The sequence below is a fragment of the Stenotrophomonas sp. ATCM1_4 genome, assembly GCF_004348115.1.
GTDB classification, from domain to species: domain Bacteria; phylum Pseudomonadota; class Gammaproteobacteria; order Xanthomonadales; family Xanthomonadaceae; genus Stenotrophomonas; species Stenotrophomonas capsici.
Map to the genome: position 1 here is coordinate 1654282 of NZ_QPFB01000001.1, position 18217 is coordinate 1672498.

At 68.4% G+C, this 18217-nt stretch carries 10 protein-coding genes and 1 riboswitch; of the genes, 3 read left to right on the forward strand and 7 right to left on the reverse strand.

Annotated features, from left to right (window positions below; translation table 11 throughout):
* Nucleotides 1-58: 58 nt before the first annotated feature.
* From ATCM_RS07800 to ATCM_RS07815, 4 genes are all read right to left on the reverse strand, one after another.
* Complete coding sequence (locus tag ATCM_RS07800) at nt 59-2779, reverse strand: TonB-dependent receptor (RefSeq protein WP_132863953.1); 2721 nt, start codon at nt 2777-2779, stop codon at nt 59-61.
* 176 nt (nt 2780-2955) lie between these two features.
* The gene (locus tag ATCM_RS07805; RefSeq protein ID WP_132863955.1) at nt 2956-4677 is read right to left on the reverse strand and encodes a cation acetate symporter; all 1722 of its coding nucleotides are present in this window, start codon (nt 4675-4677) and stop codon (nt 2956-2958) included.
* Nucleotides 4674-4991 (reverse strand): DUF485 domain-containing protein, encoded by a 318-nt coding sequence (locus ATCM_RS07810; protein WP_132863956.1) that lies wholly within the window; start codon nt 4989-4991, stop codon nt 4674-4676. Before ATCM_RS07810 ends, ATCM_RS07805 begins: the two co-directional genes overlap by 4 nt.
* A 150-nt stretch (nt 4992-5141) precedes the next feature.
* The gene (locus ATCM_RS07815; RefSeq protein ID WP_132863958.1) at nt 5142-6581 is read right to left on the reverse strand and encodes a DcaP family trimeric outer membrane transporter; all 1440 of its coding nucleotides are present in this window, start codon (nt 6579-6581) and stop codon (nt 5142-5144) included.
* Between the two features lie 239 nt (nt 6582-6820).
* Between ATCM_RS07815 and acs the strand changes: the two genes are divergently transcribed.
* Together acs and ATCM_RS07825 are read left to right on the forward strand one after the other, a co-directional pair.
* Nucleotides 6821-8764, forward strand: coding sequence for an acetate--CoA ligase (acs, locus tag ATCM_RS07820; RefSeq protein ID WP_132863959.1), 1944 nt, complete (start codon nt 6821-6823; stop codon nt 8762-8764).
* A gap of 174 nt (nt 8765-8938) precedes the next feature.
* Nucleotides 8939-9604 carry a response regulator transcription factor gene (locus tag ATCM_RS07825; protein ID WP_132863961.1) on the forward strand — a complete coding sequence of 222 codons (666 nt, stop codon included), beginning with the start codon at nt 8939-8941 and terminating at the stop codon, nt 9602-9604.
* 129 nt (nt 9605-9733) lie between these two features.
* Here ATCM_RS07825 and ATCM_RS07830 read toward each other — a convergent pair whose 3' ends face one another.
* Nucleotides 9734-12226 carry a methyl-accepting chemotaxis protein gene (locus ATCM_RS07830; RefSeq protein ID WP_165931150.1) on the reverse strand — a complete coding sequence of 831 codons (2493 nt, stop codon included), beginning with the start codon at nt 12224-12226 and terminating at the stop codon, nt 9734-9736.
* Nucleotides 12227-12432: 206 nt separating this feature from the next.
* A riboswitch (yybP-ykoY riboswitch) is annotated at nt 12433-12589 on the forward strand.
* Between the two features lie 11 nt (nt 12590-12600).
* On the opposite strand from ATCM_RS07830, the gene ATCM_RS07835 reads away from it, so the two are divergent.
* Nucleotides 12601-13179: a manganese efflux pump MntP family protein gene (locus ATCM_RS07835; RefSeq protein WP_132863963.1), complete on the forward strand. Its 579-nt coding sequence runs from the start codon at nt 12601-12603 to the stop codon at nt 13177-13179.
* Between the two features lie 223 nt (nt 13180-13402).
* Here the strand turns inward: ATCM_RS07835 and ATCM_RS07840 are convergent, their stop codons facing one another.
* Nucleotides 13403-16852: a PAS domain-containing hybrid sensor histidine kinase/response regulator gene (locus tag ATCM_RS07840; RefSeq protein ID WP_132863965.1), complete on the reverse strand. Its 3450-nt coding sequence runs from the start codon at nt 16850-16852 to the stop codon at nt 13403-13405.
* Between the two features lie 338 nt (nt 16853-17190).
* Complete coding sequence (locus ATCM_RS07845) at nt 17191-18216, reverse strand: OmpA family protein (protein WP_165931151.1); 1026 nt, start codon at nt 18214-18216, stop codon at nt 17191-17193.
* Between the last annotated feature and the right edge of the window lies 1 nt (nt 18217).

An 18217-nucleotide genomic window follows, 5' to 3' on the forward strand; every position in this document is an offset into this window, starting at 1 on the left:
TCCTCCAGGGACGGGAAGCGCCGCGGCGGGACTGACGATCATCCCGCCGCGACCAGGCTCAGAAACGCATGCGGGCGCCCAGCGTGTAGTAGCGGCCGACCACGTCGTAGTACGGCGAGCCTACCGCGCCCAGCGGCGATTTCTTGTCGAACAGGTTGCTGATGTCGGCGTAGATCTCGAACTCGCGGTCCGCGGACATCGGCAGGCGCATGCGTCCACCCACGTCCCAGTACACGTAGGAACCGATGTCGCCGTTGGTCAGCTGCAACTGGTTGTTGTAGACGCCGGCGGACAGGTAACGCGCGCGCGCCTGCGCCGAATAGCGGTCGCCACGCCAGCCGAAGGTGGCGTTGCCGCGCCAGCGCGGCACGCCCGAGCCGCCGGTCAGGCCCTGCGAGGTGACGTACTCGAAGCTGTTCTTGCCGTCGTAGGTGGTCAGGCTGTCCACCCAGGTCGCCAGCACGCGGGCGTGGAACTGGCCCGGCATCGCGGCGAACAGCGTGGCCGCCGGCAGGCTGTACATCAGATCCACGTCCACGCCGTTGGTGCGGTACTCGGCCAGGTTGACGTAGTTGGAGTTGATCCGCTCGATCTCGCCGTTGCCGTCGCGCACCACGCGGCCACACATGGCCTGGTTGCCGGCGATGCAGCGCAGGACGGTTTCCTGCGCCGACACCTGGGTGATCACGTCCTTGATCTCGATGTCGAAGTAGTCCACCGACATGATCAGGCCCGGGGCGCGGGCCGGCGCCCAGGTGAAGCCGACGGTCAGCGTATCGGCCTTCTCCGGGTCCAGCCGCGGGTTGCCACCGCCGATCACCAGTGCGCTGAGCGAGGTACCGGTGAGCGGGTCGCTGATGGTCGACCAGCCGGTGGTGCTGGTGGTGTACATCTCCGACAGGTTGGCCGAACGGATGTCGCGCGAGCGGGTGAAGCGGCCGCGGAAGCCATCGAAGAACTCATTGGTCATGCCGTACTTCCACGACCAGATCGCACCGGAGCTGTTGTAGTCGCTGAAGCGCGCGGCGGCATTGACCTGCAGGTCGCGCAGCGCCGGCACGTCGCGCAGCAGCGGCGCGGCCACCTCGGCGAAGGCCTCGCGCACGGTGAAGCTGCCGGCCATCGGCGAGGAGCTCCAGGTGCTGAACGCCTTGGCCAGGTCCTGCGCCCCCACCTTCTGATCGATCTGCTCCTTGCGCGCCTCCAGGCCCACCGCCACCGATACCTCGCCGGCCGGCAGCGAGAACGGCTCGCCGCGCAGGTCCAGGCCGGCGGTGTCCAACCGGGTGTTGGTCATGCGCCGCGGCGTGCCGGTCACGTAGGCGGCCGCCTCGGCCGAGGGCGCGCCGTGGCCGAACAGGTTGATCGGCACGCAGCCGGAGCCGGGGTTGGTCAAGGTCACCCGGCAGACCACCTTGCCGCTGACCGGATCGATCACCGCGTCCACCGCGTCGCGGTAGTTGCTGGTCAGCAGGAAGCCCGGCGCGGCCAGGTCGGACTGGTTGTCGCCGTGGCTGTAGTAGCCGCCCCAGCGCCAGTTGTCGCCCACCACGCCATCCAGCGCGACGGTGAACTGGGTGGTGCGACGGTCGTAGTCGATGTCGGGGAAGGCGAAGTCGCTGTTGAAGCGGCCCAGGGTGAAACTGGTCTCTCCGGCCGCTTCCATCGCATCGCGCACCGCCGCCGGCAGGAACGCGTTGTCCACGCCAAGGCGCAGCCCGGTGCCGCGGTTGTGGTCGCCGAACCACGGGAAGCGGTTCCAGCTGCGCGAATGGCGCACGTCCACGGTCAGGCCGACGTTGTCGGTGAGGTTCCATGACAGCCGCCCCAGCACGTTGTAGCGCCGCTGCGGCGTCATCAGCGAGCTGATGTCATCGTTGCTCGGGCTCTCGCCACCCTGGATCAGCGATGCGCCGGTATAGCCGGGGAAGGGACGCAGGCTGCCGTCCGGGTTGAAGGCCATGCCGGCCAGTACGCCGCTGGTGATCAGGCCACCGATGGCGGCGTTGCCGTAGCCCACGTCGCCGACCATCGTGTAGGTGCCGTCGCCATTGGACAGTTGCGCGGTGCGGCCCAGCCAGCGGCGCGAGGTCTTGGGAATCACGCCGTCGTTGTTGAGCGCCTCCGCGCCGATCACCACATGGCCACGGCCCTGGGCGACCTCGAAGCCGGTGGCCGCCGAGACGTACTGCTTCTGGTTGTCCGAACGCGAGGACACCCCGCCCTGCACGTCGACCTTGGTCCCGACCAGCTGGCTGTCCAGCTGCACGTTGACCACGCCGCTGACCGCGCCCGAGCCCCAGGCCGCCGAGGCGCCGCCGGTGACCACGTCCACGCCACTGATCAGGATCGAGGGGATCGCGGCCAGGTCGTTGTCGCTGGAGAAGCGTCGCCCGTCCAGCAGCACCAGCGTGCGGCTGGTGCCCAGGCCACGCAGGTCGACCGGCGCGCGTGCCGCGTCCACGCCGGTGGTGTGGGTCTGCGGCGACACCGTGCCGCGGAACTGCGGCAGGTCGTTGAGCGCGGCGGCGATGTTGGTGTGGGTGGAGAGCTGCAGTTCCTCCGGCGTCACCTTCACCGTCGGCGTGGGCGCGTTGAAGCCGGGGCGGTCGATGCGCGAGCCCGAGGCGGTGACCTTGACGCTGGCGATGTCCACCACCTTGCCGTCGGCCGGTGCCGGTGGCGTGTCTGCGTTCTGGGCCGATACGGCGGGGATCGTTCCGACAAGGATCAGGGCGATGCCCGTGGACAACGCGGTTCTGGCGATACGAGACGACATACGGTTCCTCGCAGACGGCTGGAAGTGGATACGACGGACCTGTGATGCGGAACTCCCCTTGTCCGCATCTTAGGAAGCCGTCTTCCGACCCCGCATCAGGGAAAACCCCCATAGCCGACCCATAAACGACAACGGCCGGCGCAAGCGCCGGCCGTTGTTTCAAACGTTACCAATTATCAGTGCTCGGCCGCCTTGCTGGCACCGATGCCGGTCTCGGCACGCACTTCCTGCGCCGGATAGGCCGCACGTTCCTGCTGTGCGTTGCGGCTCTTGTCCAGCACCGAGAACAGCCAGATGCCGACGAAGGCGATGGTCATGGAGAACAGCGCCGGGCTGGTGTACGGGAACGGCGCGCTGCCGGCCGGGTTGCCCAGCGTGTCCACCCACACCGACGGCGACAGCAGGGTCAGCAGCAGCGACGAGGCCAGGCCCAGGAAGCCGCCGATCACCGCGCCACGGGTGGTGCAGTCCTTCCACAGCAGCGACAGGATCAGCACCGGGAAGTTGGCCGAGGCGGCGATGGCGAAGGCCAGCGACACCATGAAGGCCACGTTCTGCTTCTCGAACACGATGCCCAGCAGCACCGCGACCACGCCCAGTACCAGGGTGGTGATGCGCGAGACACGCAGCTCCGAACCCGGCGGCGGGTTGCCCTGCTTGAACACGGTGGCGTACAGGTCATGCGACACCGCCGAGGCACCGGACAACGTCAGGCCGGCCACCACCGCCAGGATGGTGGCGAAGGCCACCGCCGAGATGAAGCCCATGAACAGGTTGCCGCCCACCGCCTTGCCGACCAGCACGGCCGCCATGTTCGGGCCGCCCTGGATGGTGCCGGTCACCGGGTCGGCGTACTCGGGGTTGGTCAGCACCAGTGCGATCGCACCGAAACCGATGATGAAGATCAGGATGTAGAAGTAGCCGATCCAGGTGGTGGCCCACAGCACCGACTTGCGTGCCTGCTTCGCATCCGGGACGGTGAAGAAGCGCATCAGGATGTGCGGCAGGCCGGCGGTGCCGAACATCAGCGCCATGCCGAACGAGATCGCCGAGATCGGGTCCTTCACAAAGCCACCCGGGCCCATGATCGCCAGGCCGGCGCTGGCCGCTTCCTCGGCGCTCTTGCCGCCATTGGCCGCGATCTGGGTCTTCACCCGCACCGCTTCGCTGAACAACGCCTCGAAGCTGAAGTTGAACTTCCACATCACCATCAGCGCCATGAAGGTCACGCCGAACAGCAGCAGGCAGGCCTTGATGATCTGCACCCAGGTGGTGGCGGTCATGCCGCCGAACAGCACGTAGACCATCATCAGCACGCCGACCAGCGCCACGGCCACCCAGTAGTCCAGGCCGAACAGCAGCTTGATCAGCGCACCGGCGCCGACCATCTGCGCGATCAGGTAGAACAGCACCACCACCAGCGTGCCGGAGGCGGCGAACATGCGGATCGGCTTCTGCTGGAAGCGGTAGCCGGCCACGTCGGCGAAGGTGAAGCGGCCCAGGTTGCGCAGGCGTTCGGCCATCAGGAAGGTCAGGATCGGCCAGCCGACCAGGAAGCCCAGCGCGTAGATCAGGCCGTCGTAGCCATTGGCCATGACCGCCGCGGTGATGCCCAGGAACGAGGCGGCGGACATGTAGTCGCCGGCGATGGCCAGGCCATTCTGGAAGCCGGTGATGCCGCCGCCGGCGGTGTAGAAGTCCGATGCCGAACGGGTGCGCTTGGCCGCCCACTTGGTGATGCCGAGCGTGGCCAGCACGAACACGGCGAACATGGTGATCGCCGTCCAGTTGGTCGGCTGGCGCACGGTCTGGCCGATGTCGCCGCCGGCGGCCAGGGCTGCGCCGCTGGCTGCCATCAGCGCGAGCAGCGCGCCGGATCGCAGGAAGGAATGGCTCATCGGGTTTCCTCCACGATCTGCTGGGTCAGCTGGTCGAATTCCTTGTTGGCGCGGCGCACGTAGAAGCCGGTGATCAGGATGGTGAACACCATCAGGCCCAGCGCGATCGGGATGCCCACGGTGGTGATCTTGCCCGCGGCGATCGGCGTGGCCAGGAACGCCTTGTCGAAGGCGATCAGGCCGATGTAGCCGTAGTAGGCCAGCAGCATGAGCACGGTCAGGGTCCAGCCAAGCCGGTTGCGCATCTTGCGCAGGCGTTGGTAGAGCGGATTGGAGGCGATCCGCTCAACACGGGGATCGACGGAAGCATTCATCGGGATTCTCCAGACGTGGGAATACGAGCGCCTCGGCGCGGGGTACGCGCCTCGGCGGTGACATGAGTGCTCCCCGTGGGGGTAGGGAGATGGTACGGACTACATTCCTGCAGACGGTGCCGGCATGGCCTGCATGCCGGCACCGCGGGATCAGAAGCTGTACTTGGTGGTGAACTGCAGGCGGCTGATGTCGCCCTTCTGGCCGTTCTCGATCTCGCGCACGCCGTACATCAGCTCGGCGCCGATATCGACCTTGGGCATCGGGGTGTAGAACACGTTGCCGCGGATGGACTGCACGCTCTTGGTCACCAGGTTACCGGTGATCGAGGCGTCGTTGTCGTAGTCGCTGCGCGCGTAGATCAGGTTGGTGCGCAGCTTGGGCGAGAACGCATGGCGCCAGCCCACGTAGGCGGCGACCACGCCGGTCGGGTCGATCTCGTCGCGGATCGCGTCGTAGCCGCTGTCGGCGGTGATGCCCAGGCCGATGTAGCGCGAGATGCCTTCGCCACCGGTGAGCTGGTAGTGCAGGCTGTCGCTGTCGCCCATCACCCACTTGCCGCCCAGCGTCACGCCACCGGCGACCTTGGTGGCATCGGCACCGGTGGCCTGGTTGTCGACCTTGAGCTGGCGCACCAGGCCAGCCACGCCGAACGTGCCCCAGTCACCCTTCCAGCCGTAGCGGGCGGTGAGGTCCGGCAGCGAACCACGGTCGGAGTTGACCACCGACGGTACGTTCCACTTGCCGGTACCCGGGTTGTAGGTGCCGGTGAGGGTGGTGGTCTCCGGGTTTTCCAGGGCCACGCTGAAGCCGCCGTTGGTGTAGCGGACCTGGGCCTGGCGCACGAACACCACGCCGTCGGTCGGGCCGACGAAGTCCACCGCCTCGGGGATGGAGGCGGCATCCATGAAGTTGGACCAGGTCTGGCCGGCCAGCCAGTTGTTCCAGTACATGTAGGCATGGCGCAGGGTCACGCCGTAGGTGTTGGTCGCGGTCTGGTTGCCCAGCGAGTTGCCGAAGAAGTCCATCTCGACCATGGCGCCGGCTTTGTCGCCGTTCTCGGCCACGTGGTCCACGCCCAGGTTGAAGCGCGAGAACTTGGCGTGCGCGTTGTAGTCCACGTCCGAGGCCCTGCCCGAGCCGCCGGCACCGTGCACTGGCGTCTGCCCCGGCAGGTACAGCGCGCGGCCGGTGGCGTCGTCGGCGAGCTGGCCGTCGCCGGTGCGCGTGGCCAGGAAGTCGGCCTTGATGAAGCCGCCGAACTTGAACGTGGTGCCCGGCGTCGCGCCCGGTGTGATGCTGGTGACCTGGATCGGCTGCTTGCCGGCCGGCACCGTCGCCGCCGGCCGTGCGGCCAGGTCGGCCTGCGCGGCACGCACCTGGCCGACGTCGGTCTGGGTCTGCGTGATCACGCCCTGCTGTTGCTGTTGGGTGGACACCAGCAACTGCACCTGCCGTTCCAGTTCGGCCACGCGCGCTTCGAGCGCTTTCTCCCTGGCCGTCTCGGCCCACGCCATGCCCGGCGCGACCAGCGCAACCAGCAGCGCGGCGGCGAGCGGACGGCGGGCCGTCTTCAACACGGATGTATTCATTTTCAGTCTCTCTCCCGACTGGCGTTTGCGGCCGCACCAGCTGCACGGTCGCGGCCAGCGTGCGGTCGGCCGGCACGGGGCGGCTATTCGCCATTAGTCGTAAGTCGGCGTGCATTCGACCATCGTCTAATCCGGGGGGCAGCGCGCGGGGGGGTGGATACGGCACACTTGGGTTGTCCGGCCCTGTCGCGCAGACAAGGCCTTTTCATTGGTTACAAGTGCAAAGGTGAGGGGTTGCCATGACTGATGTTTATCCCGTTGATGCCGGGTTCGCCGCGAAGGCACGGATCAACAAGACCACGTACCAGCAGCAGTACCGCGAATCGGTGGAAAACCCCGACGCGTTCTGGGCCAAGGCCGCCGAGCGGCTGGACTGGTACGTCAAGCCCAGCAGGATCCGCAACGTCAGCTACCAGCTCGACGATTTCCGCATCAAGTGGTTCGAGGACGGCGAGCTCAACGTCAGCGTGAACTGCCTGGACCGCCAGCTGGCCACGCGCGGCGACAAGACCGCCATCCTGTTCGAGGCCGACAGCCCAGACAGCCCGGCGCAGAAGGTCACCTACCGCGAGCTGTACGAGCGCGTCTGCCGCCTGGGCAATGCGCTGCGCAACCTCGGCGTCAAGAAGGGCGACCGCGTCACCATCTACCTGCCGATGATCGTCGACGCCGCCGTGGCGATGCTGGCCTGTGCCCGCGTCGGTGCGATCCACTCGGTGGTGTTCGGTGGCTTCGCCGCCAACTCCATCGCCGACCGCGTCGGCGACTGCGGCAGCAAGCTGATCATCACCGCCGACGAAGGCCTGCGCGGTGGCAAGAAGGTGCCGCTGAAGGCCAACGTCGACGCCGCGCTGAAGCTGCCGGGCACCAACACCGTGGAAACCGTGCTGGTGGTGCGCCACACCGGCGGCGCGGTGGACATGCAGGCCCCGCGCGACCGCTGGTTCCACGACGTGGTGGACACCCAGCCGGCCGAGTGCGAACCCGAGCGCATGAACGCCGAGGACCCGCTGTTCATCCTGTACACCTCCGGATCGACCGGCAAGCCCAAGGGCGTGCTGCACACCAGCGGCGGCTACCTGCTGTACGCGGCGTACACGCACGAGGCAGTGTTCGACCTGCGCGAGGACGACATCTACTGGTGCACCGCCGACGTGGGCTGGGTCACCGGCCACAGCTACATCGTCTACGGCCCGCTGGCCAACGGCGCCACCTCGGTGATGTTCGAGGGCGTGCCCAACTACCCCAACACCTCGCGTTTCTGGGAGGTGATCGACAAGCACCAGGTCACCATCTTCTACACCGCGCCCACCGCCATCCGCGCGTTGATGCGCGAGGGCGAGGCGCCGGTCAAGCGCACCTCGCGCACGAGCCTGCGCCTGCTCGGCAGCGTCGGCGAGCCGATCAACCCGGAAGCCTGGCGCTGGTACTACGACGTGGTCGGCGATGCGCGCTGCCCGATCGTGGACACCTGGTGGCAGACCGAGACCGGCGGCATCCTGATCTCGCCGCTGCCCGGTGCCATCGACCTGAAGCCGGGCTCGGCCACGCTGCCGTTCTTCGGCGTGCAGCCGGCCCTGGTCAGCGCCGACGGCGAACTGCTGGAAGGCGCGGCCGAGGGCAACCTGGTGATCCGCGACTCCTGGCCGGGCCAGATGCGCACCGTCTACGGCGACCACCAGCGTTTCATCGACACCTACTTCCGCACCTACCCGGGCAACTACTTCACCGGTGACGGTTGCCGCCGCGACGAGGACGGCTACTACTGGATCACCGGCCGCGTCGACGACGTGATCAACGTCTCCGGCCACCGCATCGGCACCGCCGAGGTGGAAAGCGCGCTGGTCTCGCACCCGAAGGTGGCCGAAGCGGCCGTGGTCGGCTTCCCGCACGACATCAAGGGCCAGGGCATCTACGCCTACGTCACCCTGGTGGCCGGCGAGCCGCAGACCGACGAGCTGCTCAAGGAGCTGGTGACCTGGGTGCGCAAGGAGATCGGCCCGATCGCCGCGCCGGATCACCTGCAGTGGGCACCGGGCCTGCCCAAGACCCGCTCGGGCAAGATCATGCGCCGCATCCTGCGCAAGATCGCCGAGAACGCCCCGGACCAGTTGGGCGACACCTCCACGCTGGCCGACCCCTCGGTGGTCGCCTCGCTGGTGGAAGAGCGCAAGGTGCGGTAACCGCGGGTACGGCAAGCTGCGTGGCTTCACCTTCTCCCTCTGGGAGAAGGTGCCCCGAAGGGGCGGATGAGGGGAGGCGCGCAGCGCACAACGGGCTTGGCCTGTGTACCCTCTCCCCTACCCCTCTCCCGCAAGGAGAGGGGTTTCACTACTCCGCCAACTCCGATTTCCGCCATGCCTACCCTGCTGATCGCCGATGACCACCCGCTTTTCCGCGAAGCCCTGAAGGGCGCGGTGCAACGCGTCATCCCCGGTGTGCAGCTGCTGGAGGCGGACAGTGTCGAGGCCCTGTACACCCTGGCCGAACAGCATCCCGACGCCGACCTGGTGTTGATGGACCTGAACATGCCCGGCGCGCAGGGTTTCAACGCGCTGGTGCACCTGCGCTCGCTGCACCCGCAGCTGCCGGTGGTGGTGGTCTCCGCACGCGAGGAGCCCAAGGTGATGCGCCGCGCGCTCGACCACGGTGCCTGCGGCTTCATTCCCAAGTCTGCCGATTCGGACACCATCGGCCATGCCCTGGGCACCATCCTCGACGGCGAGCGCTGGGCCCCGGCCGAAGCGCACAACGTGCCACCCACCGACCATGAGGAATGCGAGGTCGGGCAGCGCCTGCGCGAGCTGACCCCGCAACAGTTCCGCGTCCTGCAGATGCTCGGTGCCGGCCGCCTGAACAAGCAGATCGCCTATGACCTGGGCGTCTCCGAGGCCACCATCAAGGCCCATGTCACCGCCATCCTGCGCAAGCTTGGCGTAACCAACCGCACCCAGGCGGTGCTGATGGCCGGCAAGCTGGCCATCGATGACGACGCCATCGTCGTCCCGCCGGAAGAAGACTGAGCCGCAACGCCGGTTCGGGGGCATTGCTGCGTTTGTGATCTGTGGCAGGTGATGCTGGGTTTGGGTGTGGAGCAAGAGCAAGAGCAAGAGCGCCCCCTCCCCGGCCCTCCCACTCAACCGCTCAACTCTTCACGCTGACCGTCGCAGCCCCCCGTTCCCCGCGACAGTCTTCGCAGCCTCCGACTCGGCCGCCACCACGAAGCGCTCCGCCGCCGCGGCCAGTTCCTGCGCCTGCACGCGCATTTCCGCCGCTGCCTGTGAGGAAGCGCGTGCGACATTGCCACTCTGTCGGGTGCCTTCGCCGATACGGCGCAGCAACCGTTCCACGTCATCGACCGCGCTCACCTGGCGCTCCGAGCCGGCGTCGATACGCGCCATCGCCGTCACCACCTGCTGCACCCGGCCGCTGATGTCGTGCATCACTTCACCGCTGGTATCCACCAACCGCGCACCGGCCTCCACCTGCTGCAGCGACGCATCGACCAGCACCCGGATCTGCTGCGAGGCCTCGGCCGAGCGCTGCGCCAGCATCCGTACCTCACCGGCCACCACCGCGAAGCCGCGCCCGTGGCTGCCGGCACGCGCGGCCTCCACCGCGGCATTGAGCGCCAGCAGGTTGGTCTGGAACGACAGGCTGTCGACGGTGGCGACGATCTCGCGGATGTGCCGCGATGACGCGCGCAGCTGTTCCATGCCGCTGATCGCCGCGGCGGTGGCCTCGCTGCCACGCGTGGCGGCCTCGCTGGCCGCTTCGGATACCGCCGCGCTGTGCCGCGCACTGCCGGCATTCTCGCGGGCCTCGCTGGCCACCGAGCGTACCCGCGCCAGCGCGTCATGCACGTCACTGACCTGCTGCTCGACCCGCCCGGACAGGTCGGCGGTGCCGCTGGCCATGTCGTCCACCGCGTCCTGCACGCTGCCGGCCGAGTGCTGGATGCTGGAGACGATGCCGCCCACCTGCCGCATCGCCACTTCCAGCCCCTGCCGCAGCTGCGCGTAGATGCCGCGGCCGTCATCGCGCATGCGCGCACTCAGGTCGCCGCGGGCGAAATGGCCGATCACGCGGGTGGCGTCGCCCAGCTGGGCCTGCACGCTGTCGAGCAAGGCATTGATGCGCTCGCCGAGCTGGTGGACGAAACCCTGCTTGTCGTCCAGCACGATCCGTCCCTGCAGCTCACCGGCAGCGGCCGCTTCGACCACCGCCGCCACCTCGTTGACGATCACCCGCTCCAGCCGGCGGTCCTGCCATTCCATCACCAGCCCCAGCACGCGCGACTGCTCCAGCACCGGGCTGACCCGCAACAGGAAGCCGGTGTTGCCCAGCGCCACGTCGGCGTTGACGCTGATGCCCTCCTCCAGTGCCTGCCGGGCCAGCACCTCCACCTGCACACCCAGTGCCTGCAGTTCGCACCCAGCCTCGACCACCCACCCGACGTCGGCCAGCGCGAACGAGTGCGCCAGCGCCGGATTGGCATAGACCACCCTGCCCTGCGCGTCGGTGACCAGTACCGCGGCGCTGGCCACGTCCAGGGCCTGGCGCACGCGCTGGTTGGCCTGCGCGGCCAGCCGCTCGCTGGCGATGCGTTCGCGCAGGCTGGACTGCATCTGCATCAGCGCGGTGGCCAGGCGTCCGATCTCATCGTGCGAATTGCGGACCACCAGCCGCCCGTCCAGGTCATCGTCGGCAATGGCGCGGGCGAACGCGGCGGCATCGGCCAGCGGTCGCTCCACCGCGCGCAGCAGCAGCACCAGCAGGCTCACCAGCAGCAGGCCGACCACCAGCACGGTGGCGGCGAAGGCGGCGTCCATCCAGCGGCGTGCCGCGGCCTGCTCGTCGCGCTGCCGGGCCAGGCTGCTGCGCTGTGCCTGCTGCAGGCCAGCGATCACCGGCACCACCTGTGCGGCGAGGTCGTCCATGGCCTGGGTTTCACTGTCCGCGCCATACCGCGCGGCGGCATAGGACAGGAATGCACCTTGATACCGCTGCATCGCCTCGCGCACCTGCCCGCGCACGTCCTCGGGCATGCGCGTGGACTGCAGCAACAGTTCGAACGGCATCACCTGCGCGCTGAGTTCATCGGCGTATTTCTGCTCGCGGCGCAGGATGAAATCCTTCTCGTAGCGGCGCATGGTCAGCATCGACACCTGCAACGCCGGTGCCTGGTAGTCGGCGATCAGGTTCTCCACCTCATGCACGGCACCGCGCAGCTCGCCCTGCATGCCGCTGTCGGCGTCGTGGCCGAGTTCGGTGATGCGTTCGTCCAGCGCCTGCCCGGATTCGACGTAGGCACGCAGCGGCTTGGCCAGCGCCTCGCTCCAGCCCGGACCGCCCTTGGCCGGCACCAGCGCGGCCTGCAGGCGGTTGTTGGCAGCGACAAAGGCCTGGCCGGCGGCAGTGGAAAACGACATGGCATATTCGGCCTGCGCGCGCCGTGCCTCGGCAAACGCAGCAGCCAGCGCTTCCAGTTGCGCGGCATCCTGCTGGTAACGTTGCAGGCGCTGGTCGGCGTTGCGCATGCCGACGCTGAGCCAGGCATAGGCCGAGCCGATCACGATCAGGCCGATCACCAGCGCCAACAGGCTCAGGCGCAGTTTCTGGGCGATACCGAGGGGGAACTTCATGGGCCGGTACTCCGGGCGTGGGGATGCCTCGAAATCGGCCAGCAAACGGGTTTCTTGAGCACCCGATGCCGCGGGGCAACCGGGCCGGCGCGCGGCACAGGGCCGGGCGCCCATCAGGCCACACGGCGGTTACAGGGGTATTGCATTGGCCTGTTCGGCCTCGCCTCACGGGCCCAGACGGTGGCCATGCTAGAATCCGCGCTCCCTTGGGGAGTAGCCTGCTTCCAGCGTTGGAAGCGCTCACGTCAACATACTCGGCCAGTGCGCCGTGGCGTGGGCAGCCAGACCCGGTTGGCGAGACCAGCGGCACGCGTGCGCAACGAATGGTTGGGCGCGCCGTGTGCCGTTTGAGTCCGCCCGGCCCGGTACTGAAGATGTCCCCACTTTCCATCCTGCTCGTTGGCTTTGCCATGTCCACCGATGCCTTCGCCGCTGCGGTCGGCAAGGGCGCGGCGATGAACAAACCCCGCCTTCCCGATGCGCTGCGCGCCGGCCTGATCTTCGGCGTGATCGAGGCAATCACCCCGATCATCGGCTGGCTGCTCGGCCGCGCCGCCTCGCAGTACGTGGAAGCATTCGATCACTGGATCGCATTCGTGCTGCTGGGCGCGCTTGGCATCCACATGATCGTCGCCGGCCTGAAGCCGGAGGAGGCCGAAGGCGAGGATTCCGCGGAAAAACCACGCCACGGCTTCTGGGCGCTGGCGGTCACCGGCTTTGCCACCAGCATCGACGCGATGGCCATCGGCGTGGGCCTGGCCTTCCTGGACGTGCACATCGGCGTGGTCGCACTGGTGATCGGCCTGTGCACGATGACGATGGTCACCGCAGGCATCATGCTCGGCCGCGTGCTCGGCAACCTGGCCGGCAAGCGCGCGGAGATCGTGGGCGGCGTGATCCTGATCATCATCGGCTGCACGATCCTGTACGAGCACCTGACCGCGGTGGGTTGAGTCCGGTGCCGGTGCCGTGGCAGCAGCAACTGCAGGGCCCTGCCCTTGCCTGCGGCAAACGGAAGCAGCTGGAGCGGCATTGCCGTGGTCTGACCGATCGCATGAAACACCTCCTCCCTTTGCCACAGGCAAGGGGAGGGCCGGGTAGGGGTTGCTGTTCGCCGCCACGCGCCGGCACCGAGCACGGCACGGCGCATTCCGCGCTTCGCGGCCGAGGCCGGTGCTACGGCTGCTGGCGCTGGCGCGGGGCGTTCATCGCCATCAGGAAGGCGCGCAGCGAGGCCGGCTTCACCGGCTTGGTCAGTACGCGGTAGCCACGCTCGCGCGCCAGCCGCTTGAGCTCGTCGCGGCCGTCGGCGGTGAGCAGTGCGCCATGCAACGGCCGGCCGGCGGCCTCGCGCAGCGCAACCAGTGCATCCAGGCCGTCCATGCGGTCGTGCAGGTGGTAGTCCACCAGCATCACGTCCGGCCGTTCGGCCAGCTTTTCCAGCGCCATGTCCACCGTGCTGGCGGCGATCACCTCGACCTTCCAGCGCCCCAGCAGGGCGCGCATGCCGTCGAGGATTTCCTGGTCGTTGTCCACGCACAGCACGCGCAGGCCGGCCAATGAATCATCCCCGCCGAACGCCGTGGCCTGGCGCGCCTCCACCAGCGGTGCGGCGGGCGCTGCCACGCGCGGCAAGGTGATCGAGAACATGCTGCCGTGGCCGGGCTGGCTGCGGGCATTCAGGCCATGGTCGAGCAGGCGCGAGATGCGCTGGCAGATCGACAGGCCCAGGCCCAGCCCCTGCTCGCCCCAGTCGAACGGCTGCTGGTAGCGGTGGAACTCGTTGAAGATCTGCTGCATGTGGTGCTCGGGAATGCCCGGGCCGGTATCCCACACCTGCAGCTCGACCTGCTCGCCGCGCACGCGCAGGCCCAGCACGATGCGGCCGGTACGCGTGTAGCGCAGCGCGTTGGCCATGAAGTTCTGCAGCACGCGGCGCAGCAGCCGGCGATCACTGCGCACCCACGCCGCGCGCGCGAACACATGCAGGCGCAGGCCGCGACCGGCCGCGACCGGCGTGTACTGCGCGGCCAGCTCGCGCACCAGCACGCTGGCGTCGAACTCGGTGATGGTCGGGCGCAGCCCGCCGGCATCCAGCCGCGAGACATCGAGCAGGCCGTCCAACAGCTCCTCGGCGGCGCGCAGCGAAGCATCCACGCGTTCGGCCAGGTGCCGTTGCTCGTCGGTCTCGGGCAGGCTGTCGCGCAGCGCCGAGGCGAACAGCCGCGCGGCGTTGAGCGGTTGCAGCACGTCATGGCTGATCGCGGCCAGGAAGCGGGTCTTGGACTGCTGCGCGGCCTCGGCTTCCTGCGAGCGTTCGGCCACGCGCTGTTCCAGCGTTTCGTTGGCTTCCAGCAGCGCCTGCTCGGCCTGCTTGAAGTCGGTGATGTCGTTGTAGCTGGTGACGTAGCCGCCACCGGGCAGGGCCTGGCCACGCAGCTCGATCACCTTGCCATCGGCGCCGGTGCGCTCGAACACATGCGGCGAACCGGCGCGCATGTAACCGATGCGGCGGTTGATCTGGATCTCGATGTCGCCCTCCCCCAGCTCGCCGCGCTCGGCGTTGTAGCGGATCAGGTCGGCCACCGGGCGGCCCACGTAGAGCATGCCGTCGGGGTAGCCGAACATCTGCTGGTAGCGGCGGTTCCACGCGGTCAGGCGCATCTCCGGGTCGACCACGCTGACCCCGGCGCTGATGTTCTCCAGCGTGGTGGACAGGATCTCGCGGTTGAAGCGCAGCTCCTGCCCGGCTTCGTCGAGCACGGCCACCACTTCGCCCAGGTCCATGCCCGAGCCACGCAGCAGGCTGGTCAGCAGCAGGCGCGCCGACGCCGCACCGATGGACGCGGCCAGCAGGCGTTCGGTGAACTGCACCCAGATCCGGTCGGCGGCCGCGGACGGCAGCAGTTCGCGCTGCAACACGATCGCCTGCTCGTTGAAGGCGCGCCGGGCGCGTGCATCACCGATCACGCGCGTGGCCAGCGCCAGCAGGTCGCGCACCTTGACGTGCGCCGGCCAATCGCCGGAGACCACCGGGCGCTTGGCGTAAGGATCCAGGAACGGCGCCGCACGCAGGCGTTCGGCCACGTCCGGGCGCCAGCGCACCGAGATCAGCAGCATGACGCCGGTGTTGAGCAGCAGCGACCAGAAGGTGCCGTGGGTGAGCGGATCCCAGCCCTCCAGCCCGAACAGCTGCTGCGGGCGCAGCCAGCCGATGCCGAACGGGCCACGCTGCAACAGCGAATCGTCCAGCCAGCCGCCGTGGCTCAATGCCGGCACCAGCAGCGTGTACACCCACACCGCGAAGCCGACCACCATGCCGATCTCCACGCCGCGCCGGCTGGCGCCGCGCCAGTACAGGCCACCGATCAGGCCCGGCGCGAACTGCGCCACCGCGGCGAACGCCATCAGCCCGTAGGTGGCCAGCATGGTGTCGTTGTTGCTGACGCGGTAGTAGCCGTAGGCGACCAGCGCCAGCAACACGATCGCCAGGCGGCGGATCCACAGCACGCTGGAGGCCACGTCGGCAGCCTCTCGGTGGTCGCCACTGCGGCGCAACAGCACCGGCATCACCAGGTCGTTGCTGATCATCGTGGCCAGGGCGATCGAGGAGACGATCACCATGCCGGTCGCCGCCGAGAAGCCGCCCACGTAGGCGACCAGCGCCAGCGCCACGCTGCCCTCGGACATCGGCAGGGCCAGCACCAGGGTGTCGTCGGAGGCCAGCCCGGTGCCGAACAGCGTCGCCCCGGCGCTGGCGATGGGGATGATCATCAGCGAGATCAGCACCAGGTAGCCGCCGAACATCCAGCGCGCACGGCGCACGTCGGCGGCGCTGCCGCATTCCACCACCGCCACGTGGAACTGGCGCGGCAGGCAGATCAGCGCCAGGAAGCTGAGCAGGGTCTGCGAGACGAAGCCCACCGGCGGCATGCCTTCGAACAGCGTGCGCGCGGACTGCACCACCGACTCGCCGCGGTCGGCGATCAGCAGGTAGGCGAACAGGCCCACCGAGATCATCGCCACCAGCTTGATCATCGATTCCAGCGCGATGGCCAGCATCATGCCGTGGTGGTGCTCGGTGGCATCGACCTGGCGGGTACCGAACAGGATGGCGAACAGCGCCATCAGCAGCGCCACGTACAGCGCCGGGTCGGTCAACAGGCTGCCGCCGCTGCTGTCGCCGCTGAGTACCTGCAGGCTCATCGCCACGGCCTTGTACTGCAACGCCAGGTACGGCACCACGCCGATCAGGGCGATCAATGCCACCAGCGCCGCCAGCCGCCGCGAGCGGCCGAAGCGCGAGGAGATGAAGTCGGCGATGGAGACCACGTTCTCGCTGCGCGCGATCAGCGCCAGCCGCTCGATGATGCGCCAGCCGAAGGCCAGCATCAGCAACGGGCCAAGATAAATGGGCAGGTAGCCGATGCCGTAGCGCACCGCCGTGCCGACGCCGCCGTAGAAGGTCCACGAGGAGCAGTACACCGCCAGCGCCAGGCTGTAGACCACCGGGCGCAGCCACAGGCGGTCCGGGTACAGCGGGCGGCGGTCGCCCCACCAGGCCACGCCGAACAGCAGCGCGGCGTAGCCGAGCGATACCAGGAGCAGGATCCAGCTGGAGACCAAGGGCGTACCCGTTTGGAGAAGCCGGTCGAGTGTAGCGATTTCCGTGGGGGATGGTTTTTCAGGTCATGCCGGAAGGGTTGCTGCGGGCATGGAGGCTACCCTCCCCAGCCCTCCCCTTGCCTGCGGCAAAGGGAGGGAGCAACAGCGGTGCTGCGACGACCTGACCGTTCACGGGAGCCGCCCCCTCCCTTGCGCAGCAGGGGAGAGTTGGGGAGGGGTGCCGTCGCTCTGCCCGGCCCTGCCCCGTCCAATGCCGCAGCCGGCCAGGTACCTCGTCCAGAAAGCAGAACGCCCCGGCATGGCCGGGGCGTTCCACGTCACCTCGTCCGCGCGGGCGCTTACCGGCCCAGCTCGAAGCGTACTTCCACGCGGCGGTTGGGCAGCAGGCATTCCAGCAGCGCGGCGCGCGGCTTGACGCCGTCGCACTGCTGCACCTGCTGGGTATCACCGCGGTACTCGTAGCGGATCTTGTCGGCGGCCACGCCACGACCGATCAGCAGCTCGCGCACGGTCTTGGCACGACGCTCGGACAATGCCTGGTTGTAGTCGAAGCCGTTGCCCTGCATGCGGTCGGCATGCCCGACCAGGGTGACGCCGGCCAGCTCGCGCTGCTCGCTGCTGATCGTGGCCAGTGCACGGTCCACGCTTTCCAGCGAGTAGGTGCGGATGTCCTTGTAGCCGTCGCGGTCGAACTCAAACAGCACGTTGGCGATCAGCGGGCCCGGCGCCGGGGTCGGCGCAACCGCGCCGGTCGGGTCGGCGACGCCACACAGGCGCGCGGCGGTCTCCGCCTCGTTGACCAGGTCCTCGGCGATCTGGATGTACGGCTTGGAGTGACGCCACTGCTGCTGGTTGAACTCGTTGCCGGCGTGCACCAGCTCCACTTCACCGCAGGCCACCTTCTGCGCGGCGCAGGCAAAGCCCGGGGTGCCGTGGATGACCTTCAGGCGCTGCCACAGGTCGGCACGCAGGTACTTGGCGTTGTTGACCAACGCGGTGTCGGTGGGGATCGGCGAGACGCCGTTCTCCATGTCCACGATCAGCTTCTCCGACTCGGTCAGTGCTTCCTGCGGGAAGGCGCTGCGGTCGTTGCGGGTGTACTCGTGGAAGGACACGTCCAGCCAGCACTGCGCCTTGGACAGGTGGTAGTCGCGGATCGGGCGACCGCCGTCGTTGAGCGCCTGGATGCGGCCCTGGGTGGCCTCGTAGGACTCCAGGTCGGCATGGATGGCCTCGTCGGTGATGCGCTTGGCCTGCGGGTTGAGCTGGGTCTGCTGCGCGGTGGCCACGCCACTGACAGCGGTCAGGACAGCGGCGGCCAGCAGGGTGCGGAACGAGCGGGTTTTCATAGGCGAAAGGGTCATG

Coding starts and splice junctions, on each gene's coding strand:
- ATCM_RS07800 (WP_132863953.1), bottom strand. CDS start 2,779: ATGTCGTCTCGTATCGCCAGAACCGCGTTGTCCACGGGCATCGCCCTG.
- ATCM_RS07805 (WP_132863955.1), bottom strand. CDS start 4,677: ATGAGCCATTCCTTCCTGCGATCCGGCGCGCTGCTCGCGCTGATGGCA.
- ATCM_RS07810 (WP_132863956.1), bottom strand. CDS start 4,991: ATGAATGCTTCCGTCGATCCCCGTGTTGAGCGGATCGCCTCCAATCCG.
- ATCM_RS07815 (WP_132863958.1), bottom strand. CDS start 6,581: ATGAATACATCCGTGTTGAAGACGGCCCGCCGTCCGCTCGCCGCCGCG.
- acs (WP_132863959.1), top strand. CDS start 6,821: ATGACTGATGTTTATCCCGTTGATGCCGGGTTCGCCGCGAAGGCACGG.
- ATCM_RS07825 (WP_132863961.1), top strand. CDS start 8,939: ATGCCTACCCTGCTGATCGCCGATGACCACCCGCTTTTCCGCGAAGCC.
- ATCM_RS07830 (WP_165931150.1), bottom strand. CDS start 12,226: ATGAAGTTCCCCCTCGGTATCGCCCAGAAACTGCGCCTGAGCCTGTTG.
- ATCM_RS07835 (WP_132863963.1), top strand. CDS start 12,601: ATGTCCCCACTTTCCATCCTGCTCGTTGGCTTTGCCATGTCCACCGAT.
- ATCM_RS07845 (WP_165931151.1), bottom strand. CDS start 18,216: ATGACCCTTTCGCCTATGAAAACCCGCTCGTTCCGCACCCTGCTGGCC.